This is a genomic window from Mesorhizobium sp. M1329 (assembly GCF_040318035.1).
Lineage (GTDB): Bacteria > Pseudomonadota > Alphaproteobacteria > Rhizobiales > Rhizobiaceae > Mesorhizobium.
Window position 1 is genome coordinate 94226 of record NZ_JAMYLN010000003.1, and the last position, 19829, is coordinate 114054.

The 19829-nt window shown below is 62.2% G+C and carries 18 protein-coding genes; 6 read left to right on the forward strand and 12 right to left on the reverse strand.

What is annotated here, in order from left to right; all coding sequences use genetic code 11:
• Positions 1 to 7: 7 nt before the first annotated feature.
• Together NKH21_RS04060 and NKH21_RS04065 are read right to left on the reverse strand one after the other, a co-directional pair.
• Positions 8 to 610: an ANTAR domain-containing response regulator gene (locus NKH21_RS04060; RefSeq protein WP_352661077.1), complete on the reverse strand. Its 603-nt coding sequence runs from the start codon at positions 608 to 610 to the stop codon at positions 8 to 10.
• Entirely contained in the window at positions 607 to 1734 is a 1128-nt protein-coding gene (locus tag NKH21_RS04065; protein WP_352661074.1) for a transporter substrate-binding protein, read from the reverse strand. The genes NKH21_RS04060 and NKH21_RS04065 overlap by 4 nt, the downstream gene beginning before the upstream one ends.
• A gap of 520 nt (positions 1735 to 2254) precedes the next feature.
• On the opposite strand from NKH21_RS04065, the gene NKH21_RS04070 reads away from it, so the two are divergent.
• Positions 2255 to 3370, forward strand: coding sequence for a hypothetical protein (locus NKH21_RS04070; RefSeq protein ID WP_352661071.1), 1116 nt, complete (start codon positions 2255 to 2257; stop codon positions 3368 to 3370).
• Positions 3371 to 3417: 47 nt separating this feature from the next.
• On the opposite strand, the gene nadE is transcribed toward NKH21_RS04070, so the two are convergent.
• The 8 genes from nadE to NKH21_RS04110 all read right to left on the reverse strand — a co-directional run bounded on the left by nadE (position 3418) and on the right by NKH21_RS04110 (position 14429).
• Positions 3418 to 4425, reverse strand: coding sequence for an NAD(+) synthase (gene nadE / locus NKH21_RS04075; RefSeq protein WP_352661068.1), 1008 nt, complete (start codon positions 4423 to 4425; stop codon positions 3418 to 3420).
• A complete protein-coding gene (locus NKH21_RS04080; RefSeq protein ID WP_352863177.1) occupies positions 4422 to 5984 on the reverse strand; it encodes a class I adenylate-forming enzyme family protein in 1563 nt (520 codons plus the stop codon). Before NKH21_RS04080 ends, nadE begins: the two co-directional genes overlap by 4 nt.
• 22 nt (positions 5985 to 6006) lie before the next feature.
• Complete coding sequence (locus tag NKH21_RS04085; RefSeq protein ID WP_254818658.1) at positions 6007 to 6270, reverse strand: acyl carrier protein; 264 nt, start codon at positions 6268 to 6270, stop codon at positions 6007 to 6009.
• 20 nt (positions 6271 to 6290) lie between these two features.
• Entirely contained in the window at positions 6291 to 8228 is a 1938-nt protein-coding gene (gene asnB, locus NKH21_RS04090; protein WP_352661064.1) for an asparagine synthase (glutamine-hydrolyzing), read from the reverse strand.
• A gap of 185 nt (positions 8229 to 8413) precedes the next feature.
• Positions 8414 to 9385, reverse strand: coding sequence for an NAD-dependent epimerase/dehydratase family protein (locus NKH21_RS04095; protein ID WP_352661061.1), 972 nt, complete (start codon positions 9383 to 9385; stop codon positions 8414 to 8416).
• 109 nt (positions 9386 to 9494) lie between these two features.
• Positions 9495 to 12953 (reverse strand): chromosome segregation protein SMC, encoded by a 3459-nt coding sequence (smc, locus tag NKH21_RS04100; RefSeq protein WP_352661058.1) that lies wholly within the window; start codon positions 12951 to 12953, stop codon positions 9495 to 9497.
• Between the two features lie 117 nt (positions 12954 to 13070).
• Complete coding sequence (locus NKH21_RS04105) at positions 13071 to 13799, reverse strand: DsbA family protein (RefSeq protein ID WP_352661056.1); 729 nt, start codon at positions 13797 to 13799, stop codon at positions 13071 to 13073.
• A 129-nt stretch (positions 13800 to 13928) separates the two neighbouring features.
• The gene (locus NKH21_RS04110) at positions 13929 to 14429 is read right to left on the reverse strand and encodes a DUF721 domain-containing protein (protein ID WP_292657525.1); all 501 of its coding nucleotides are present in this window, start codon (positions 14427 to 14429) and stop codon (positions 13929 to 13931) included.
• Between the two features lie 49 nt (positions 14430 to 14478).
• Between NKH21_RS04110 and mutY the strand changes: the two genes are divergently transcribed.
• The 4 genes from mutY (at position 14479) to vapC (ending at position 16950) form a co-directional block, all read left to right on the forward strand.
• Positions 14479 to 15591 (forward strand): A/G-specific adenine glycosylase, encoded by a 1113-nt coding sequence (gene mutY / locus NKH21_RS04115; RefSeq protein ID WP_352661053.1) that lies wholly within the window; start codon positions 14479 to 14481, stop codon positions 15589 to 15591.
• A gap of 11 nt (positions 15592 to 15602) precedes the next feature.
• Complete coding sequence (locus NKH21_RS04120; protein WP_352661050.1) at positions 15603 to 16214, forward strand: HAD family hydrolase; 612 nt, start codon at positions 15603 to 15605, stop codon at positions 16212 to 16214.
• 137 nt (positions 16215 to 16351) lie between these two features.
• Complete coding sequence (locus tag NKH21_RS04125; protein WP_352863181.1) at positions 16352 to 16564, forward strand: type II toxin-antitoxin system VapB family antitoxin; 213 nt, start codon at positions 16352 to 16354, stop codon at positions 16562 to 16564.
• Positions 16561 to 16950 carry a type II toxin-antitoxin system VapC family toxin gene (gene vapC / locus NKH21_RS04130; protein ID WP_352661045.1) on the forward strand — a complete coding sequence of 130 codons (390 nt, stop codon included), beginning with the start codon at positions 16561 to 16563 and terminating at the stop codon, positions 16948 to 16950. Before NKH21_RS04125 ends, vapC begins: the two co-directional genes overlap by 4 nt.
• A 106-nt stretch (positions 16951 to 17056) precedes the next feature.
• Here the strand turns inward: vapC and NKH21_RS04135 are convergent, their stop codons facing one another.
• Complete coding sequence (locus NKH21_RS04135) at positions 17057 to 18190, reverse strand: site-specific DNA-methyltransferase (RefSeq protein ID WP_352463905.1); 1134 nt, start codon at positions 18188 to 18190, stop codon at positions 17057 to 17059.
• A 180-nt stretch (positions 18191 to 18370) separates the two neighbouring features.
• On the opposite strand from NKH21_RS04135, the gene NKH21_RS04140 reads away from it, so the two are divergent.
• Positions 18371 to 19060, forward strand: a complete 690-nt coding sequence (locus NKH21_RS04140) for an HAD family hydrolase (protein ID WP_352661043.1) — start codon at positions 18371 to 18373, stop codon at positions 19058 to 19060.
• A gap of 38 nt (positions 19061 to 19098) precedes the next feature.
• Here the strand turns inward: NKH21_RS04140 and NKH21_RS04145 are convergent, their stop codons facing one another.
• On the reverse strand, positions 19099 to 19797 hold the full coding sequence (locus tag NKH21_RS04145) for a hypothetical protein (RefSeq protein ID WP_352863184.1): 699 nt from the start codon (positions 19795 to 19797) through the stop codon (positions 19099 to 19101).
• Between the last annotated feature and the right edge of the window lie 32 nt (positions 19798 to 19829).

Sequence of the window (19829 nt, forward strand, 5' to 3'; positions counted from 1 at the left end):
TGAAAGCTCACGCGCGACCGGATTGGTCATCGTCGCCTTCTTCTTGTGTCATCGCCACGATCCTGCGCGCGGCGTCCTCGACGCTGATTTGCCAGCTCATCGCCAGCGAGCGGAGCTGCGCATAGGCGCGGCCGTCCTCGGCGCCCTTCGATAAGACCTCCACGGCGCGTACGATGGTCTGGCGCTCCGCGACCCGCTGACGAAGCGAGGCAATCTCGCTGGCCAGAAGCTTGCGCGCCTCGAAACTCTGCCTTGCGATCAAAAGCGCGCTATAGACGCCGGCATTGCCGACCGGTTTCAGCAATTGGGCATCGGCCTTGTGCGACAGTGCCCATTCGACACGCCCCGGCGCCTCGGAGCCGATCAGCGCTATCAGCGGCATCGGTGCCTCGCCCGGTTTCCACGGAAATTGCTCGTCAAAGCCGAGGTCGACGTCGAAGAAGACGAAGTCCGCCGCCAAGGCTTCGGCCGGCAGTTCCGGCCAGAAGCCAATCGCCTCTAGGCCGATGGCCGACAATTGCCTTGTGATCGCCTGCACGGTCGGATGTGGACGATGCAGGACAAAAGCCCTGGCGCCTCCAAGGTTCGGGATACGCGCCATCTTGCTCACGACACTACCCGCAGGCGTGGCCGCCCGAACGTCTCCGTCCGGTCATAGCGGGAAAGGTAGGGATCGGGTGCCACGCCCTTCGTCAGCGTGACCGTTTTGAACGATGTTCCATCGATACGTCCGATCTGCACCGGCAAGGTAGTGTGCTGGGTTTGCGGGTCGATGGCGATGTCGCCCAGCGGCGTTCGAAATGATGTTTCGGCGAAGACCTTGGGAAGATCCATCCATTGCGCATCGGGGCTGCGGGTAAGGATCTCGGCGAGGGTGCGCACCGAGGCATAAGCCGCCGCCTCGAAGGATGAGGCAGGCATGACGGAAGACACTGAAGCCGCTCCGCGATCCACCTCCGAGATGTCGTGAAAATAGGGCCCAACGGACAGATGGCCATCGCCTGCCCCGTTGAGCGCCGGCAATTCGCATTCCGTGAGATTGCAGGACAGGATCGGGCAACGCTCCGGCCCGAAATGCGGGTCGCGCTGGCCAAGCTCGGCATAGGCAGCGATGAAGGCATAAGAAGAAGGGCCGATGAGATTGTTCAGAATGAAATCAGGTCTCGTCGCCTGTATCTCCGCGATCAGCCTCGCAACATCGACCTCGCCGAGCGGCAGATAGCGTTCGCCCAGCACCTTGCCGCCGGCGTCCGCAATCAGGTCGCGCGCCACGCGGTTGGTCTCCCAACCCCAGATGTAGTTGGAACCGAGCAGGAAGCCGTCGGCGCCGAAACGAGGCACGACATAGGCAAGCAGCGGTACGAGATGCTGATTGGGGCAGGCGTGCGTGTAGACGACATGTTCGTTGGCTTCGAAGCCCTCGTACGGGCAGGCGTACCACAGCGTGCCGCCTGCCCTTTCCAGGATTGGAATGACCTCCTTGCGGCTCCACGAGGTGATACAGCCAATGATGTGACGCGCGCCGCTGTTGGCGAGAATGTCTGCGCAGCCGCTTGCATAGCGATCGATATTACCCTGCGGGTCGCGCTCGACCGGGACGAATTCGAATGGGATAGCGGGATCGGCGTTGACGTCGGCGATGGCGTTCATCGCGCCCGCACGGCAGGATTCGGACACCAGCCGGTAGTTGCCGGACCGCGAATAGAGAATGCCGATCTCGATATGCCGTTTCAAGCAAAGCCTCAAAATGACAATGCCCCGCAGCCACCGCCGCAAGGCGAGGCATACGAGGCATTCTTGCCGCCCGGCGGCCAGAGCCGGTATTTGTCCTCACCGTATTACGCCCGCGCCCCCAGTCAAGAGCCGCCACGCGAAACTTTGGCCAGCCGAACCGGTTCGAGGTGTAGCACGCAACTCATGCCCGCAGGTTTGTATAAATTCCGCCAGGAACGAAATCGCTGATGTCCAGATATGGGGCCGGACAAACTCGTTTCGCTACCATTCAAAGCAACGACTTTAATATCGGTTTACCTGAATCTGCTAGCAGCAATGACGCCGGTTTTCGTCGGTCAAGCAAAGGGTCCACCTTGCCGCAGCAATTCAGCACTCCGTTCAGTCACCGGGGCGATCGCAACTGGTCGAGGTTGCACGGCTTCATAGGCGTCGAGTTGGAACTCGCGTCCGATATTCTCGTGCCTCGCGTCGCCTTGGTCCGGAAGCTCGGTGGACGGGACTTTGGTGGCGGGAGCTGGGCTTGAGCGTCATTCGCGCCTTGCAAGGCGCCGACCTCCCGGCAGTTGCGAACATGTTTCAGCGCGTGCTGTTGAAGGAGAGGACCGAAGCGCCGGCCTCTCTCGTGGAATACATGAAACGGTTTTATCTGGATGCGCCCGGTTGCGGAGACAACCTCCGGTCGCTTGTCCATGTCAACGACGCCGGTCGCGTCTCCGGATTTGTCGGCGTCCACGTCCTGCCGATGACGTTCAACGGCCGACAACTACGCGCGGCCATCTGTAGCTCGCTCATGGTCGAGGACCACGAGCACGACCCGCTGGCCGGCGCTCGCTTGCTGAAAGCTTACCTGGATGGTCCGCAGGACATCTCCTTCAGCGAGACGGCCAACGATATCTCCGTGAAATTGTGGACCCGGCTGCGCGGCGTGGTCCTGCCGCAATACAGCCTTGACTGGGTGCGCGTGATGCGCCCCGCGGCCTTCATGCTCAGCCTTTCCGCCAATCGCATGGCGCTTGCGCGAATGCTCAATCCGTTGGCGCGTACAGTTGACCGATTTTATTGCAGGAGGATGACGTCCAGCGAACGACGTTGGTCGGGTGTGGCGGTGGACGGGGCAGGCCACGGAGCATTTCATACATCCGAAATCGACAGCCACACATTTGCCAGGCTCATCGAACCGTTTACCGCTCAATTCGCCCTGCGCCCATATTGGACGAAAGGCCAACTCGACCACATCCTGACCGATGCGGCACAAAAGCCGGATCTGGGCGAGCTTGTCTACGTTTGTGTGACGTCGCCAGTCGGCACCAATATCGGCGCTTTCGCCTATTACGCACGGAAGTATGAAATTGGTCGCGTGCTGCAGATTTTCGCCCTCCCCGGCCAGGCGGGCCCGGTGATTGACTGCCTGATCGATCACGCCGCCGCGCGCGGCGTCAGCGGCCTGCGCGGACGCATTCAACCTGCACTTCTGGAGGCGATGCTTGGACGACGCATCGCTTTCCTGACCGTTGCCTCAACGGTGGTACATTCACGTGATCCAGAGCTTTTGGACGCCATGAAGAACTCGCAAGTCTTCCTGAACGGGCTTGCGGGCGAGCAGTGGAGCCGGCTGATCGGCAGCCGTTTCAGTTAAAGCCGGACGCATTCAAATCGAACCGTGCACACCGCTTCACCTGTCTATCAGGTACCGATTTCCTCTACGTCATCAATGAGTTGCGGACGCTGGTGCAGATAACGCGTCGCCTTGCGTTTGGCGACAATATCGGCCCAGACGCGTTCCACTTGTGTGGCGGCCAACCCCGCCGCCTGCCCCACTACCTCAGCCGCCACGCCGTTGTTGAGACCGTAAAGGCAAAGATCCATACGGTCATAGGGCAGCGAGAAGTAGAACTCCTCCTGGGTCTGCGCCAGCGAGTAGGTATCGGTGGTCGGAGGCCGGTTAAGGATTTCCTCCGGAACACCGAGATGGGCCGCCAGCGCATAGACCTGCGTTTTGTACAGGTGGGCGATCGGCTTGACGTCCGCGGCGCCGTCACCGTTCTTCACGAAGAAACCCTGATCATATTCCAGCCGGTTCGGCGTTCCAAGAACGGCGAAGTTCAGGCGATCGGCATGATAGTATTCAATCTGCTTGCGGGTGCGCTGCTTCATATTGGTAGCGGCGACGACGCCGAGATAGACAGGCAGCGGCATTCTCAGTTTCGTCTGCTTGCCTTCGGGATCCTGCACCACCAGGGACGAGATATTGTAGCCCCCGCCCTCAAGGGCGTTCGCGATCACGATCTTCGAGGCCCAGCCTTCGCCGTATTCCGGGACCAATTCGCGGATGAAGGCGTCGCGACGCTTGTAGCAGCCCATTGCGCGCAGGATCGGCCCGATATCCTCCGTCACAGCCTCGACACCGAAAGTTTCGGCGACGAGGCGGCCGAGCCGCAAACTTTCAGGATCGGAATCGCTTTCCGGCATGAACAGGCAAAGCACATTCTTGCGGCCGACGGCTCGTGCCGCCAACGCGACCGAGACGCTCGAATCAATCCCTCCCGAAAGACCGAGCACAAGGCCCCGCTTGCGAAGCCCGCGCAACTGCTGGCGCAGGGCCGTTACGATACGGTTCGTTTCGGTGGCCAGGTCGATCGCCAGAGCCTGCGCCAGAAAGGTCCGCGCATCATCGTTCGGGCGAACATTCATTGCGCGGCCTCCATGGTTTCTGCCGCAAGCCGACGGCTGACCTTGCCGGTATCGGTCTTCGGCAGCTCGCGGCGGAACTCGATGACCTTGGGGACCATGAAGTCCTCAAGGTGGCGTGCACAGTGGCGTATGATATCCTTTTCGCTAAGCGCCGGGTCGGACCGTACGATAACTGCGCCGATCGCATGCCCGAGCACGGGATCCGGCACACCGACAACCACCGCTTCCGCGATGCCCGGATGAGCGTGAAGCACGGCTTCCACTTCCTTGGGCGCCACCTTCTCTCCCCGCGACTTTATGATGTCGTCCTTGCGGCCGACGAAATAAAGAAAGCCTTCCTCATCGGCCCTGAACAGATCGCCGGTGTAGAGAACCTTCTCCCAAGGGTTCGGACCCGGGCGCAGGGCTCGTGCCGTCGCAGCTTCGTTTCGCCAATAACCCTGCATGACGTGCGGCCCGCGAATGACCAGCTCACCTGCTACGCCCGGCAGCACCCGTTGCCCCTCGTCGTCGACGACAAAGGCTTCGGTGTTCGGAATGGCTATTCCGACCGAGCCCGGCCGGCGGTCGAGCTCCTCTGGCGGCAGATAAGTGCAGCGCTTGCATTCCGTCAGGCCATACATCGAATAGAGCCTGACACTGGGGAAAAGGAACCGAAGGCGTTCTATGTGAGGCGGCGGCAAGGCAGCCGCCGTGTTGGAAATATACCGAAGGCTGGGCAGGAAGCCCGGCGCCAGGTCCCTCATCTGCAGGATCATCGCTGCCATCGTGGGCACGAGCGGAAGCCCGGTGACGCCTTCCTGGCGGATGCGCTCAAAGACCGCCTGGGGAAAAGCGAAGGACTTCTCGAGCACGAGCGTGGCGCCGAGCCTGACTGCCATCAGCAATTGGTAGAGGCCGTAGTCGAAAGCGAGGGGCAGAACATTCAAGATGATGTCGTCGGGCGAGTTGCGCAGGTAGGTGGTGATGGAGTCGGCCGCCGCGTCGCAATTGCGGTGCGTCATCATCACACCCTTGGGCCGGCCGGTCGAACCCGAGGTGTAGATCAACATCGCAAGATCGACGTCAACGCCGCGATGGTCGATCTCCCTGGCTTGGAACGTCAAGCAATCCGCCAGGGATGTGGCTCCTGCCGGGCATTGGTTATCGGCGGCAACGGTGGAAGCCACGAAGATGCCGGTCTTGCCGGAGGACGTTTTGCCGGAGGATCCGGACGCCTCGGCGACCACGGGCATCAATTTTGCCTGGGTGAGGATCGCAGCGGCGTCGCAATCGGCGATGATGTAGGCCAGCTTTTCGGCCTTGGTGGATGCGTTGATCGGACTGAAAGTCGCGCCTGCTTTAAGAACCGCGAAAATCGAAACCGCAGCCTCCCAGCAATTGTCCATGAAGATCAGCACCCGGTCGTCGCGCCTGATGCCATTCATGAAAAGGGCGGCGGCCAGGCGGCTCGAGAGATCGTCCAGCTCTTCGTAGCACAGCCTTTTGTGCTCGGTGATCAATGCCGTTTTGGCTGGATGGGCAGCGGCCTTCGCCGTCAGAAAATGTTCGATCCGCACGGACGCTCCTCGCCGATGGCGCCTAAGCTGCCAGCGCTTCTGCTTTTGCCTTGATGAAGGCTGAGATGCGGTCAATCGAATCCAGATTGGCCGGTACGATGTCGGCATCGACCATCGCTATGCCGAAATCATCCTCTATGAATGCCACTAGCTCCAACACGGCCGTCGAGTCGATGATGCCGTTCTCGATCAGTGATGCCGAGTCTGCAAGCTCGTAGGACGTGTCCCCGAACAGGAAGTTGTCGACGATAAAGGTTTTGACCTTGTCCTTGATTGCTACCATGATTTTTTCATTCCCTCGATTTCTCAGGCCGCTCGTGCTGCACCGACCTTTTCGCCGGTGAAAATCTTCTGCCACAGTTGCGTCGACAAAATGCCGACGAAAGCCGCATTGTCGCGGAATCCGGACGCTGGCTGCAAGCGGCATTTCTCGTGCAGGTTCGCCACCGCCTTGGCGTTGAATAGTCCTCCGGCGGCGATGCTCGCCTCGCTCAGTGAGTCGCGTACGTAGTCCAGTTCTCCCGCTCCAATGAAGGAGCGGGCTTCCGGCGCCCGGTAAGGCTGTTTGGTGCGCTCGCGGATGGCCGTCGGAAGCAGGTGCTTGGCAGCTTTGCGCAATGTGTGTTTTTCCACCAGTCCCTTCAGCTTCATCTCCGGCGGAAGTCTTGCCGCAAACTCCACCAAGCGATGGTCAAGGAAGGGGAACCGCCCCTCGATACCGTGCGCCATTGCCATGCGATCGCCCTGGCTGGAGAGGATGTAGCCCGGCAGGAGAAAGCGGGTTTCGAGATATTGCGCCTGATGCAGCGGATGCCACCGGGAAAACGCCTCAGGCAACCGGCTGGCCAGGTCCTCGGCTGCGTCATAGCCCTTCAATATCGCGCGCAGGTCACCGGAAAAGAACATCTTCGCCGCTGATGTGGTCTTGAACCGCGGCCGATGCGAGAACAGCGGATCGTCCAGGGCAGCGCTGCCGGTGCCGAAGAACGCAGCCAGGTACTCCACGGACTGCTGTTGCAGGCCCGGCAGATAGGGATAAAGCTTGCGGAACAGCTGTGGCCTGATGCGCGATGCTGGCTGTCGTGCGCAGAAACGGCGAACCCGCGCTTCCTTGAAGACATCATAGCCGGCAAAGACCTCGTCGGCGCCTTCGCCTGTCAGCACTACTTTCAAACCGGCCTGGCGAACGAGGCCGGACAGTTGATAGAGGGGCGCCGGGGCGGTGCGGATGATCGGCCGCTCGGTAAAGCGGACGACTTCGGGAAACACACCGGCGATATCGCCGGCACGGCAGGCTATGGTTCGATGACGCGTGCCAAGTGCTGACGCCATTTCGGTCTGGAAGGCGCTTTCGTCATGCTCGGCGCTGTCGAACGTCACGGAAAATGTCTGCAGCTTAAGAGGAGTCATGCCGGCCGCGAGTGCCGAAACGAGGGATGAATCGAGCCCGCCCGAAAGGTAAGAACCGACCGGCACGTCGGCGCGCATGCGAAGCCTCACCGCGTCGGTCAACAGGGCCTGCAGTTCCTCGGCCGCGTCGTCCTCATTGGTGATCTTCGATGGCGTATCCGGATACGGGTAGTCCAGGTGCCAGTATGGTTTGACTGTGACTTGCCCCGGTGTCGCGATCATCACGCTTGCCGGCTCCAGCTCGTGGATGTTGCGGAAAGCCGTGCGTGGAGCGATCGGCGCCCACAGGGTAAAGATCTGGTCGAGTGCAATCGGATCGATTTCGGCCGAGACGCCGGGTACCTTCAGCAGGGCTTTTATCTCCGACGCAAAGTAGAGCACCCCGTCCTTGCTGGTGTAGAACAGCGGCCGAACACCCATGCGGTCTCTTGCAAGCACCATCCGCCGTCGCCGGTTATCCCAAATCGCGAAGGCGAAATCACCGTTCAGGAGAGATAGGCAGTCTTCGCCCATCTCGTCATACAGCTGCAGGAGAACTTCGGTATCGCTCGACGTTCGGAAGCGTCGGCCCTTGGCCAGCAGCCCTTCGCGCAATTCGACGTAATTGAAAATCTCGCCGTTGAAGGCAATCGTCAAATTGCCGGTTTCGTCGGACATCGGCTGCTGGCCATCACCAATCCCGATCACCGACAGCCGCGCATGCCCAAGTCCAGCCTCGGGCGCTACGAATTTCCCTTGTTCATCCGGCCCGCGATGGGCGATCGCAGACGTCATGCGCGCAAGCAAAGCTTCCGCATCCCGGACTGAACCGAAATAGCCCCCGAATCCGCACATCCACACAGCTCATACTGAACAGCAAGCCACGAAACATAGCGGTCATAAGCGCCTCAAAGGTTAATCGGATACCTTTCAGCAAGCATATGGTTAACAGGATGTTAGGATAAAATGATGCTTTTGCGGACCGACTTGCGCCCCACTCCAGGTGTCACGCATGAAGACGCCACGGCGAGCGGTGCAAATTACTGTTTCGAGTACGGCCGGTACCAGTCAACAAACTTCTTCAGCCCGTCCTCTATCGAAACGCTAGGCCTGAAGCCGAAATCCCGCTCCAGCGCGGTCATGTCGGCGTAAGTCTTCTCGACGTCGCTCGCCTGCATCGGCTCGTTGTGGCGGATTGCCTTGACCTCGAGCAGCCTTTCCAGAATGTCGATGAAGTCGCCCAGCCGCACCGGCCGGTTGTTGCCGACATTGTAGAGCCTGTTCGGCGGAATGTCAGCCGCCGGCGGCTTGTCGAGCACGGCGACAATCGCCTTCACAACATCGTCTATGTAGGTGAAATCGCGCCACATTTCGCCATTGTTGAAGACCCGGATCGGCTTGCCCTCGAGCATCGCCTGGGTGAACATCCAATAGGCCATGTCGGGACGGCCCCAGGGACCGTAGACCGTGAAAAAACGCAGGCCGGTCTGCGGGATGCCGAACAGATGGGCGTAGGTGTGGCTCATCAACTCATCGGTTTTCTTGGTGGCAGCGTAAAGCGAAACGGGCTTGTCGACCTGATCGGCTTCGCTGAATGGCACGCTGCGGTTGCCGCCATACACCGAGCTCGACGAGGCATAGACCAGATGCTCGAATGCCGGTTCGGCGCGACAGAATTCGAGCACTTCGAGGTGGCCCATGACATTGGAGCGGATATAGAGCCGCGGATTGTCGAGTGAGTGGCGCACGCCCGCCTGCGCGGCAAGGTGCACGATGCTGACGATGCCCTGCCCGGCCAAAGCGGCCGCAAGCGCGCCCTGTTCGGCAATATCGATCTGGTGGAACGAAAAATCCTTATGGGGCACAAGCCCGGCAAGCCGCCCCTTTTTGAGCGCCAGGTCGTAATAGTCGTTCATGTTGTCGACGCCGACGACCGCTTCTCCCCGGTCGAGCAGATGGTGGCAAACGTAACTGCCAATGAACCCCGCGGCTCCGGTGACAAGTATAGGCAACAAGCTTCTCCACGCGCATAGCCGGGCCGGTATCTGGAGCGGCAGATCCGGCCCATTTCGTCGTGCTATAGTCGAAAGCCGAGGTGGAGACCACCATTAAGCTGATGCGTCAGCTTGCCTCGCGCATGGCTTCGGCCTCCTGCAGGTCGACCGACACCAGTTGGCTGACGCCTTGCTCGGCCATGGTCACCCCGAACAGCCGGTCCATGCGCGCCATGGTGATCGGGTTGTGTGTGATGATGACGAAGCGTGTCTCGGTGGTTGCGGCCATTTCGTCCATCAGATTGCAGAAACGCTCGACATTGTGGTCGTCGAGCGGCGCGTCGACTTCGTCGAGCACGCAGATCGGCGCCGGGTTGGTCAGGAACACGGCGAAGATCAGCGACATCGCGGTCAATGCCTGCTCGCCGCCGGACAGCAACGTCATCGTCTGCGGCTTCTTGCCGGGCGGTCGCGCCAGGATCTCGAGCCCCGCTTCGAGCGGATCGTCGGACTCGATCAATTGCAGCTCGGCGGTGCCGCCGCCGAACAGGTGCGAAAACAGCCGTTGAAAATGGCCGTTGACCACCTCGAAGGCAGCGAGCAGCCGCTCGCGGCCTTCACGGTTCAGGCTGTGGATCGCCTGCCGCAGCTTGCGGATCGCCTCGATAATGTCGTCGCGCTCGGAGACGATGGTCTCCAGCCGGTCCGACAGTTCCTTCTGCTCTTCCTCGGCGCGCAGATTGACGGCGCCCAGCCGTTCGCGTTCGACCTTCAGTCGGTCGAGCTGACGCTCGATCTCGGCCATTTCGGGCATCGGGCTGTCGGGTTCGAGGCCGGTGTGGCGGATCACCAGATGCGGCGGCGTGTTCAGCGTTTCCTGGATGCGCGCCTCGACTTCCAGCCGACGCTCGTCGGCGGCGGTCAGCCGCTCTTCGGCGCGAACGCGGGATTCGCGCGCCTCGGCCAGCGACTGGATGGCAGCAGTCGCAGCCTTGTCCAGCTCGGACTGCCGGTTCTCCGCTTCCTGCAAGCGGTCGCCTGCTGCCTTGCGCAGGCTTTCGGCCTCGGCGAGCTGCGAGAGCAAGGCGCGCCGCTTGGCGTCGATCTCGTCGGGGGCGTCGGCCAGTTGCTCGCGCTCGGCCTCGGCCTCGGCCTTGCGTTCGCCGAGCGCCGCGATCTGCGTCAAGGCATTTTCGGCGCGCGCCACCCAGTTGCGCCGTTCCGCGCCGATGGCGTCGAGCCGGCGCACCCGTGCCTCGGCTTCCCGCCTCAGGCCCTCGTGAACGGCACGCGCATCGGCAAGGGCGGCGCGGTCGCGGGCGACGTTGGCCGCCGACTGCTCAAGCTGCAATTGCAGATCGCCGAGATCGGGCGCGTCTTGCAGCAGCATTTCCGCCTCGACGAATGCCGCCGCCGTCTCCTCATGGCTGTCGACAATGCGTGCGCGCGCCTCGTCAAGGGCGGCACGCCGGCTCGACAGTTCGCCACCGGCTTTTTCGGCCTCGGCCAGCGTATTGCGGGCAGCGTCCAGCCCGTGCTGGGCGTCGCGCCCGGCCTGCCGGGTGTTGCGTTCAGCCTCGCTCGCCTGGGCAAGCGCCTGTTCGGCCTGGGCAAGGGCTTGTTCAGCTTCGCGCAGGATGCGCGTGGCATGGACTGCTTCGGCATCGAGCTCGGCCAGCCGGTTTTTCTGCGCCAGCCGCTGCGCGGCGGCGGTCGGGGCATCGGCGCTGGCGGTGAAGCCGTCCCAACGCCACAGCGCGCCTTCGCGGCTGACCAATCGTTGACCGGGAGCAAGCAGCGTCTGCAGCCGTCTTCCGTCGGCGGCTTCGACAATGCCGATCTGGGCCAGCCTGCGGGCCAGCTGTGCCGGCGCGCGCACAACGCTGGCGAGGCTCCTTATGCCTTCGGGCAATGCGGCGTCGGCGGGCTGGATTTCGCTCTGGCCCCAATGCACCGGCGCACTGCGGTCGAGCGGCACGTCGAGATCTTCGCCAAGCGCGGCACCCAGCGCCGTCTCGTAGCCGCGCTCGACGCTGATCTGCTCCAGCACCGAGGGAAATAGATCGCCGCTGGCGGCGTTGAGGATCTTGGCCAGCGTGCGGGCCTCGGTTTCGATCCGCGCCAGCTCGGCCTTTGCGTCCTGAACCGGTGGGCGGGCAGCACCTTCGCCTGCACGCGCCTCGGCAACCGTCTGTTCGGCGGCAATGGCGGCTGCCTCGGCCTCTTCGAGCAGTGCCAGCGCCTGATCGACCAGCAGCCGCTTCTCGGCGGGATCGGGCAGGCCGGCGACCCTGGAGACGATCTCCGACAGTTCGCGGTCGACATCGGCAAGCTGGCGGGCAAAGCGGTCGCGGCGCTCAGCGGTGTCGCGCAGCGTCCGTTCGATCTGGTTGCGCGAGGCGGCGGCCTCCGCCCGTTCGGCGGTCAACGCGGCGAGCCTGGCCTCGCTCGAGACAAGCGTCGATGCCGCCTGCTCGAAAGCCGCGCGGGTGCTGGCCTCGCGCTCGGCGGCGCCGGCGTTTTCGGCGTTGAGCGCGGCTTCTTCGGCGGCGAGACGTTCGAGGATATCCGCATTGTCGCGGACCATGCGCTCCTCGCGGGCAAGGTCGCCATCAAGCTGTTGCAGTCGGCGGTCGAGCTCAGCCTGGCGGGCGCGGATGCGGCCTGCCTCTTCCTCGATCTGCGCCTTGGCGATCGACAGACGTTGGAAGGCGGCGGCGGCGGCGGCTTCCGCATCGCGCAGGTCCGGCAGCCGGTGGGCGTTGATGCCTTGTTCCCTCGCAGCAGCCATCTGGGCGGCAGCGCGGTCGCCGACCAGCGCGGTGGCAATCGCCAGCGCCGAACGCGCTTCGCCTTCCTGCGTCTTGGCCAGCGTCCAGCGCAGATGCAGCAGCGTCGCTTCGGCCTTGCGGATGTCGGCCGACAGATTCTTGAAGCGCGCGGCCTGGCGGGCCTGGCGTTTCAGGCTTTCGATCTGGCTTTCCAGCTCGCCGACGACGTCGTCCAGCCGTTCGAGGTTCTGTTCGGCTGCCTTCAGCCGCAGCTCGGCTTCGTGGCGGCGCGTGTGCAGGCCGGAAATTCCGGCCGCCTCTTCCAGCAGCGCGCGGCGCGCCTGCGGCTTTGCCTGGATCAGCTCGCCGATGCGGCCCTGGCCGACCATCGAGGGCGAGCGGGCGCCGGTCGACTGGTCGGCGAACAGCAGCTGAACGTCCTTGGCGCGAGCCTCCTTGCCGTTGATGCGGTAGAGCGAGCCCGCCTCACGCTCGATGCGGCGCGAGACCTGCAACTCATCGGCGTCGTTGAAGGCAGACGGCGCAGTGCGGTCGCTATTGTCAAGGAAGAGCGTGACTTCGGCGGTGTTGCGGGCCGGACGCGTTCCCGAGCCGGAAAAGATGACGTCGTCCATGCCGGACGCGCGCATGTTCTTGTAGGAGCTTTCGCCCATGACCCAGCGCAGCGCCTCGACCAGGTTCGACTTGCCGCAGCCGTTCGGCCCGACGATGCCGGTCAGGCCGCGTTCGATGACGAACTCGCCGGGTTCGACGAAGGATTTGAAGCCGAGCAGGCGAAGGCGCGAGAACTTCATTCGCGCCGGCCCATAGCCAAGTTTCGCAAAACTGTGCCGCGTTTTTGCAACGAGAACCCGCGGCAACACAAAGAAGTGCGCACGCCGAAGCGACGCCGCTTCGGCGCTGCCGATACGTCAGAGCAGAGGGTCGATGATGGCCGACATTTCCGCAATCGACATCGCCCCTTTGTAGGTCTTTCCGTTGATGAAAAAGGTCGGTGTGGAATCGACCTTGAATTCGTCGGCGCCGCGCTTCTGGACAGATCTCACATCGTCCAGAAGTTTCTGGTCCGTCAAGCAGGCCTCGAAGGACTCCTGTGTAAAACCGGCAAGCTTGGCGATTTGCAGCAGTGCGTCCTTGGTATTGTTCACACCAACCCAGTTCGCCTGCTGCCTAAACAGCACGTCGACCATCGGGAAATAGTTGTCCTTGGAGCAGCGCGCCAGCATGAAACCGGCCTCGGCGCTGGGATCGAATGGAAACTCGCGCAGTATGTAACGGGCCTTGCCGGTGTCGATATATTTCGTCTTCAGCTCCGGGAATGTGGTTTCGGCGAAATGCGCGCAATGCGGGCAGGTCATCGATGCATATTCGACGATGGTGACCTTTGCGTCGTCCTTGCCAAGCTGCATGTCGGGCAGCGCGCCGGGCTTCAACAAGGCTGCCATATCCACCGTGCCCTGAGCTTCAGGCGCTGTGGCGGCGGCCGGAGCGGCGGCCGGCTTCGCAGGTTCCGGAGCCGCAGGCTTCACATCCTGCGCCTCGGCTTTCTCGCCCGAGTCGCTGCAGGCGGCAAGCAGCGCCACCGCTGGTATTGCGGCCAGCGAAGTCAAAAGGTTTCTGCGGGACAAGGAACGGATCATACGAATCACCTGGCAATAGTTGGATTTTGCAATGCAAAGGCTACAAAAAGCGAGAGTTGGCGCGAATTAAGGCATTACCGCGCCTATTCCAATCGCCAAATCCGGGCATACCATCACGATAGCGCGAGATCACGGCTTCTTTTGACCGAGAATGGTGGCGCCAAGCCGCTCCAGCGAGGCGCGCAGCCCGCCGTCCTCGATCAAACCGACGGTGCCCGACAGCTTCGCTTTCTCGGCCGCAGTCAATGGCCGCAAACTGGGTTTCGGCTTTTCCTTGCCCGCCATTACCGGCTTCTGCACGATCCTGATCCGGCCGATCGCATTGAAACCGAGGAAGGCATTGACCCGGTTGATGATCTCGCCGGTCTCGTGCTGCAGATGCAGTGCCGCTACACCCTCGCAGGCAATCACCAGCACCGCCGGCTCGAACGGATCGTCCTCGTGCATGCGGCGCGGCCACTGAATCTTTTCCGGGCGCGAGCGGCCGGCAAGCCGCGGCCCGGCAATTTCTTCCCATGACTGGACCAACCCGATCGACATGCCGGCCCGCTTGCGCAGCACTGGGTCGAGTATCTCGGTTGCGAGATCGCTCACCGGAACGGGATTGCCGAAGGGCCTTTTCCCTGCCATGTGCGTTCTCCAGCTTCAGCACCAATGGATTAGGGCCGACCCTCGATCAATGGCACTGCACGACCAGACCCGCAAGGCCGTATCCGGAGACAATGGCGAGATCGCATCCCGGCTGCTTGGCTGGTACGACGCGCATCACCGCGACCTGCCCTGGCGCGTTTCGCCGCACGCGCTGGCGGGCGGGGCGCGGCCCGATCCCTATCTGGTCTGGCTTTCCGAGGTGATGCTGCAGCAAACCACGGTCGAGGCGGTAAAATCCTATTTCCGGGCGTTCGTAGAGAAATGGCCAACTGTCCAGGCGCTGGCGGCGGCACCGACCGAAGACGTCATGAAGGCCTGGGCCGGGCTCGGCTATTATTCCCGCGCCCGTAATCTCAAAGCCTGTGCCGATCTCGTCGCGCGGCAAGGCGGCCGCTTCCCGGACAGCGAGTCCGGCTTGAAGGAACTGCCCGGCATCGGCGCCTATACGGCGGCGGCGATCGCGGCGATCGCCTTCGACCGACCAGCCGCGGTCGTCGACGGTAATGTCGAACGGGTCGTCTCACGGCTGTTTTCGATCGCCACGCCGCTGGGCGAAGCCAAGGGCGAGATACGCGGCCAGGTCGAACGCATGGTTCCCCCGACAAGGCCCGGCGATTTCGCGCAGGCGATGATGGACCTGGGCGCGACGATCTGCACGCCGCGCCGGCCCCGCTGCATGCTCTGCCCCGTTCGCGAGGACTGCAGCGCCACAATCTCGGGCGATCCCGAACGCTTTCCGGTCCGCCTGCCCAAGGCCGAAAGGCCCTTACGCCGCGGTGCCGCCTTCGTTGCCGTCAGGGGCGACGGCGCCGTGCTTTTGCGAAAGCGCGTCGAAAAGGGCCTCCTCGGCGGCATGACTGAGGTGCCGACGACCGGCTGGACGTCGCGCATCGACGGCGCCACCACGGAAGCGGCAGCCCCCTTCCCCGGCAACTGGCGGCAGGCCGGACGCATCGGCCATGTCTTTACTCATTTTGCGCTTGAACTCGACGTGTTCAAGGCGGAGACCGACAGTGCCGCCCCGGCCGGGCATTTCTGGTCGCCGGCCCATGAAATTTCCGGGGAAGCGCTGCCGAGCGTCATGAAAAAGGTAATCGAAGCGGCGATACCGGGCGCGACGAAAAAGCAGCGCCCGCGTTGAAAGAGAGAAGAATGACTGAAATCCGCCACATCGTTTTCGACATCGGCAAAGTACTGATCCACTATGATCCGAACCTGCCCTTCAGCCGCTTGATCCCCGATCCCGACGAACGGAAATGGTTCTTCGACAATGTCTGCACGCATGATTGGAACATCGAGCAGGACCGCGGCCGCAGTTGGGAAGAGGCCGAAGCGCTGGCGATCGCGCAGTATCCCGAGCACGCCGAAAACATCCGCAATTTCCGCCGGCACTGGCACGAGATGGTGCCTCACGCCTATGAGGACAGCGTCGCCATCATGATCGGCCTGATCGACAGCGGCCATGACGTGACGATGCTCACCAATTTCGCTGCGGATACGCTCGCCGAAGCCCGCGAGCGCTTCGATTTCCTCAATCGGCCGCGCGGCGTCACCGTTTCCGGCGACATCCGCCAGATCAAGCCGGACCGCGCCATCTATGATCACCACGTTGCCGCGTTCGGCCTCGAACCGTCAGCCACGCTGTTCATCGACGACAGCCAGAAGAACGTCGACGGCGCCAAGGCGGCCGGCTGGCAATCGGTGCTGTTCACCGATGCAAAGACGCTCAGGGCGGACCTTCAGCGTCTGGGGATCAGAGCCTGATTTGAATCACTTCGACAGGCTCACTGGATAACCTGCTTCAACGCGACGGATTGCAATAGAATCCGTTCCCAGACCGGCTTGTTGGGCGGGAGCAGAATGTGTATATTTAATCAAATTCGTACACATTGAGCATCGCCATGCGAACCAACATAGAACTCGACGACAAACTGATCGCAGAGGCCATGGCCGCCTCCGGTCTCAAGACCAAGAAAGCCACCATTGAGGCGGCCTTGCGCACTCTGGTGCGCAGGCATCGGAAGGAGATGGCTATCGCCACCCTTGCTGGCGCCGGCTGGTACGGCGATCTTGACGCCATGCGGGAAGGTCGTTCGCCCGATCAGCATCGATGATCGTCGTCGACAGTTCCGTCTGGATCGCTCATCTGCGCAATACGGACAGCGTCTCGGTCGGTAAGCTCCGGCATCTCGATGACACTCAGGAGATTTTGGTCGGAGATTTGATCTTGCTGGAAGTGCTACAAGGCGCGCGCGACGAACCGCATGCCCAACTGATTGAGCGGAACCTTCGACAGTTCGCTGTTGTGCCGATGCTGAATCCGGCGACGGCAGTCGAAGCTGCCCGGAACTACCGCATGCTCCGGCAGCGCGGCATCACCATCCGCAAGACAATCGATATGATCATCGGCACATTCTGCATCCAGGGCGGATACGCGCTGTTGCATGATGACCGAGACTTCGACCCGATGGTTGATCATCTCGGCCTGCAACTCGCTTGATCGTAAGTTCCGACCGGCGGCCTGCCGACAGGGCGTCATTCGTCCGGTCGCGCCGTCCTGCTTCCGTCCGCAACGATGTGCAACGAGATCGCCAGAGCGGTTTTTGTCAGGCCCCGGCCCGCTCCATGCCTAGCCGAGCAATGCGGCGAAGCTCGTCGATCGGGGTCAGGCCGCCGCTGCGCTCATAATGCCAGAAAGTCCATCCGTTGCAGGCGTCCAGCCCCTGCACTTGTGCGCCGATCTTGTGGATCGACCCGGCACTGTCGCCGATCGCTAGCGTGCCGTCGGCGCGCACTTTTGCCGCCCAGCGCTTCTTGGCGTCGTAGAGCGTGGCGCCGGGCGCGACCAGGCCATTGTCGAGAAGCGTGACGAAGGCGACGCGCGGCTCGGCGCGCTTACCGGTCAGTACCGTCAAATTGGCGCCTTCCAGCGGCCGGACCGCATCGATACGTTCCATGGCGGCATCGATATAGGTTTGTTCGCGCTCGATGCCGACGAAGTGGCGGCCAAGCCGCTTGGCCACAGCCCCAGTGGTGCCTGAACCGAAGAAGGGGTCGAGCACGATGTCGCCCGGCCTGGTCGATGCCGTCATGACGCGGGCAAGCAACGCTTCCGGCTTCTGCGTCGGATGCAATTTGTCACCATTGTCGTTCTTCAGGCGCTCGCCGCCGGTGCAGATCGGAAACAGCCAGTCCGAGCGCATCTGGACGTCGTCATTCGACGCCTTCAGCGCCTCGTAGTTGAATGTGTAACCCTTGCCCTTTTGGTCGCGCGATGCCCAGATCATCGTCTCATGCGCGTTCTGGAAACGGCGGCCACGGAAATTGGGCATTGGATTGGTCTTGCGCCAGACGACGTCGTTGAGGATCCAGAAGCCCAGGTCCTGCATCTTGGCGCCGACCCTGAAAATATTGTGGTAGGAGCCGATAACCCAGATCGTGCCGTTGGGCTTCAACACGCGGCGCGCCGCCAGCAGCCAGGCGCGGGTGAAGGCGTCATAGGCCTCAAAACTGTCGAACTGGTCCCAATGGTCATCGACGGCGTCGACCTTGGATTGGTCGGGCCGGTGCAGATCGCCATCGAGCTGCAGATTGTAGGGCGGATCGGCGAAGATCACGTCGATCGACTTTTCCGGCAGCCGTTCGAGCGCGGCGACACAGTCGCCCTTCAGGATCGTATCCAGCCACTCGGATTGCTGGGGAGCATCGGAAAGCTCGTCGAGAAGACGCACGGCAGACATTGTGACACCCAAGGCACGCGTTACTGTTTACTCTCCGTTATGGTTACCGATCAGCGTAAATATTCAATGAAGCAGGCTGCTGAATTTGCGAAGCCCGGTCTGTTGGTGTATGCCGCGCCGCCTGAGCCGTTTGGACCAACGGACCCTCGGCATTCCCTTCATCCCGCTTTCCGGATCACCATGCCCCAGCCAGATCTTGTCATCTTCGATTGCGACGGCGTGCTCGTCGATTCCGAAATCATCGCCGCGCGGATCGATGCCGAGCTGTTGACCTCGGCCGGCTACGAGATATCGGCCGAGGAGATTTCCGAGATCTATGCCGGGTTGACTTTCAAGGACATCATGATGCGGGTCGAGGAAAAGTCCCGGATCCCGTTCCAGGCCTCGCTGATCGACAAGGAGGAACAGCTGGTCGATCGCCGGCTGCGCAGCGATGTGCGTGCCATCGACGGGGCGCACGAGGCTGTCGCCGCGGTAGCAGTGCCGCGCTGCGTCTGTTCGAATTCGCGTTCGGAGCGGATCGAATTCATGCTGGAAAAGGTGCAGCTTTTGCCGTTCTTCGCCGGCCGTATCTTTTCGTCGCTGGAAACCCCGACCGGGAAAACCAAGCCGGCGCCGGACGTGTTTCGGTTCGCCGCGGAAAAGCTCAAGGCCGATCCTGCGAACACCTTCGTCATCGAGGATTCCGTGCACGGCGTCACCGGCGCAAAGACGGCGGGAATGCGCGTCATCGGCTTCACCGGCGCGGCGCACAGCTATCCCGGCCACGCCGATGCGCTGACCGAGGCCGGCGCGGAAACGGTCATCCGCCGCTGGGCGGAGCTGAAAAGCGTGATCGCCGCGCTGTCGGAATGGTCGGCGGACGCCTGAGAGGCCGCCTTCAACCGCCGTGACGCGAATGCAGCGGCTCAGTTGGTCGCGGCGGCTTTCTTCTTCTTCGGCTTGTCTGTCGCTACTTTCGGAGCGCCCTCGTCATACCCGGCATATGCCTGGTAGTCCTTCGCCGTCGGCTCCGGAACGACGACGTTGGAATCGGTGAAGACGAACTGCGTGGCACTCGAAGGATCGGTAACCTGGACCTGATAGGAGTGAAGCTGCGAATAGAGAACTTCGGTGCCGTGCATCACCGCGATGCGGATCGGCATGGTGATGGTGCCGGGGGTGAACATCGGGCCAGGCACGACCTTGCCGGCGACGGCTATCTTCATCGACAAGGAGCCGTTGGCGCGGCTGCAGTCGCGGGTCACATCGGTGATCGAAGCCTGATAGATGATCTTGGCGGAATCGTCCGGCTGATCGACGCCTGCCGCATCCGCTGCCGGCTGGGCGGCTTCCTCGGCGGCGACGTCGGTTTTTTTCTTCGGCTTCGGACCGCTCTTGGCGTAGGTATTGAAGAAGGCGGTGCCGTCACGCAACGTCACTTTCGGGCAATAGGCCTGCAGCTGGCTGGAAAGCACCTTGGGATCGGGTGGCGGTGGCGGTGTCGTATCCTTTTTGCCGAAGCCGAGAATTCCATTGTCGCTCGATTGGCAGCCTGCGGCGGCAAGCATAAAGCAGGCGAGCGCCAGACCCGCGACAAAACGACCGTTAAATGAATGAAACGCCATGAACTGCACTTCCCTCTCGCAAAGCCGGTGAC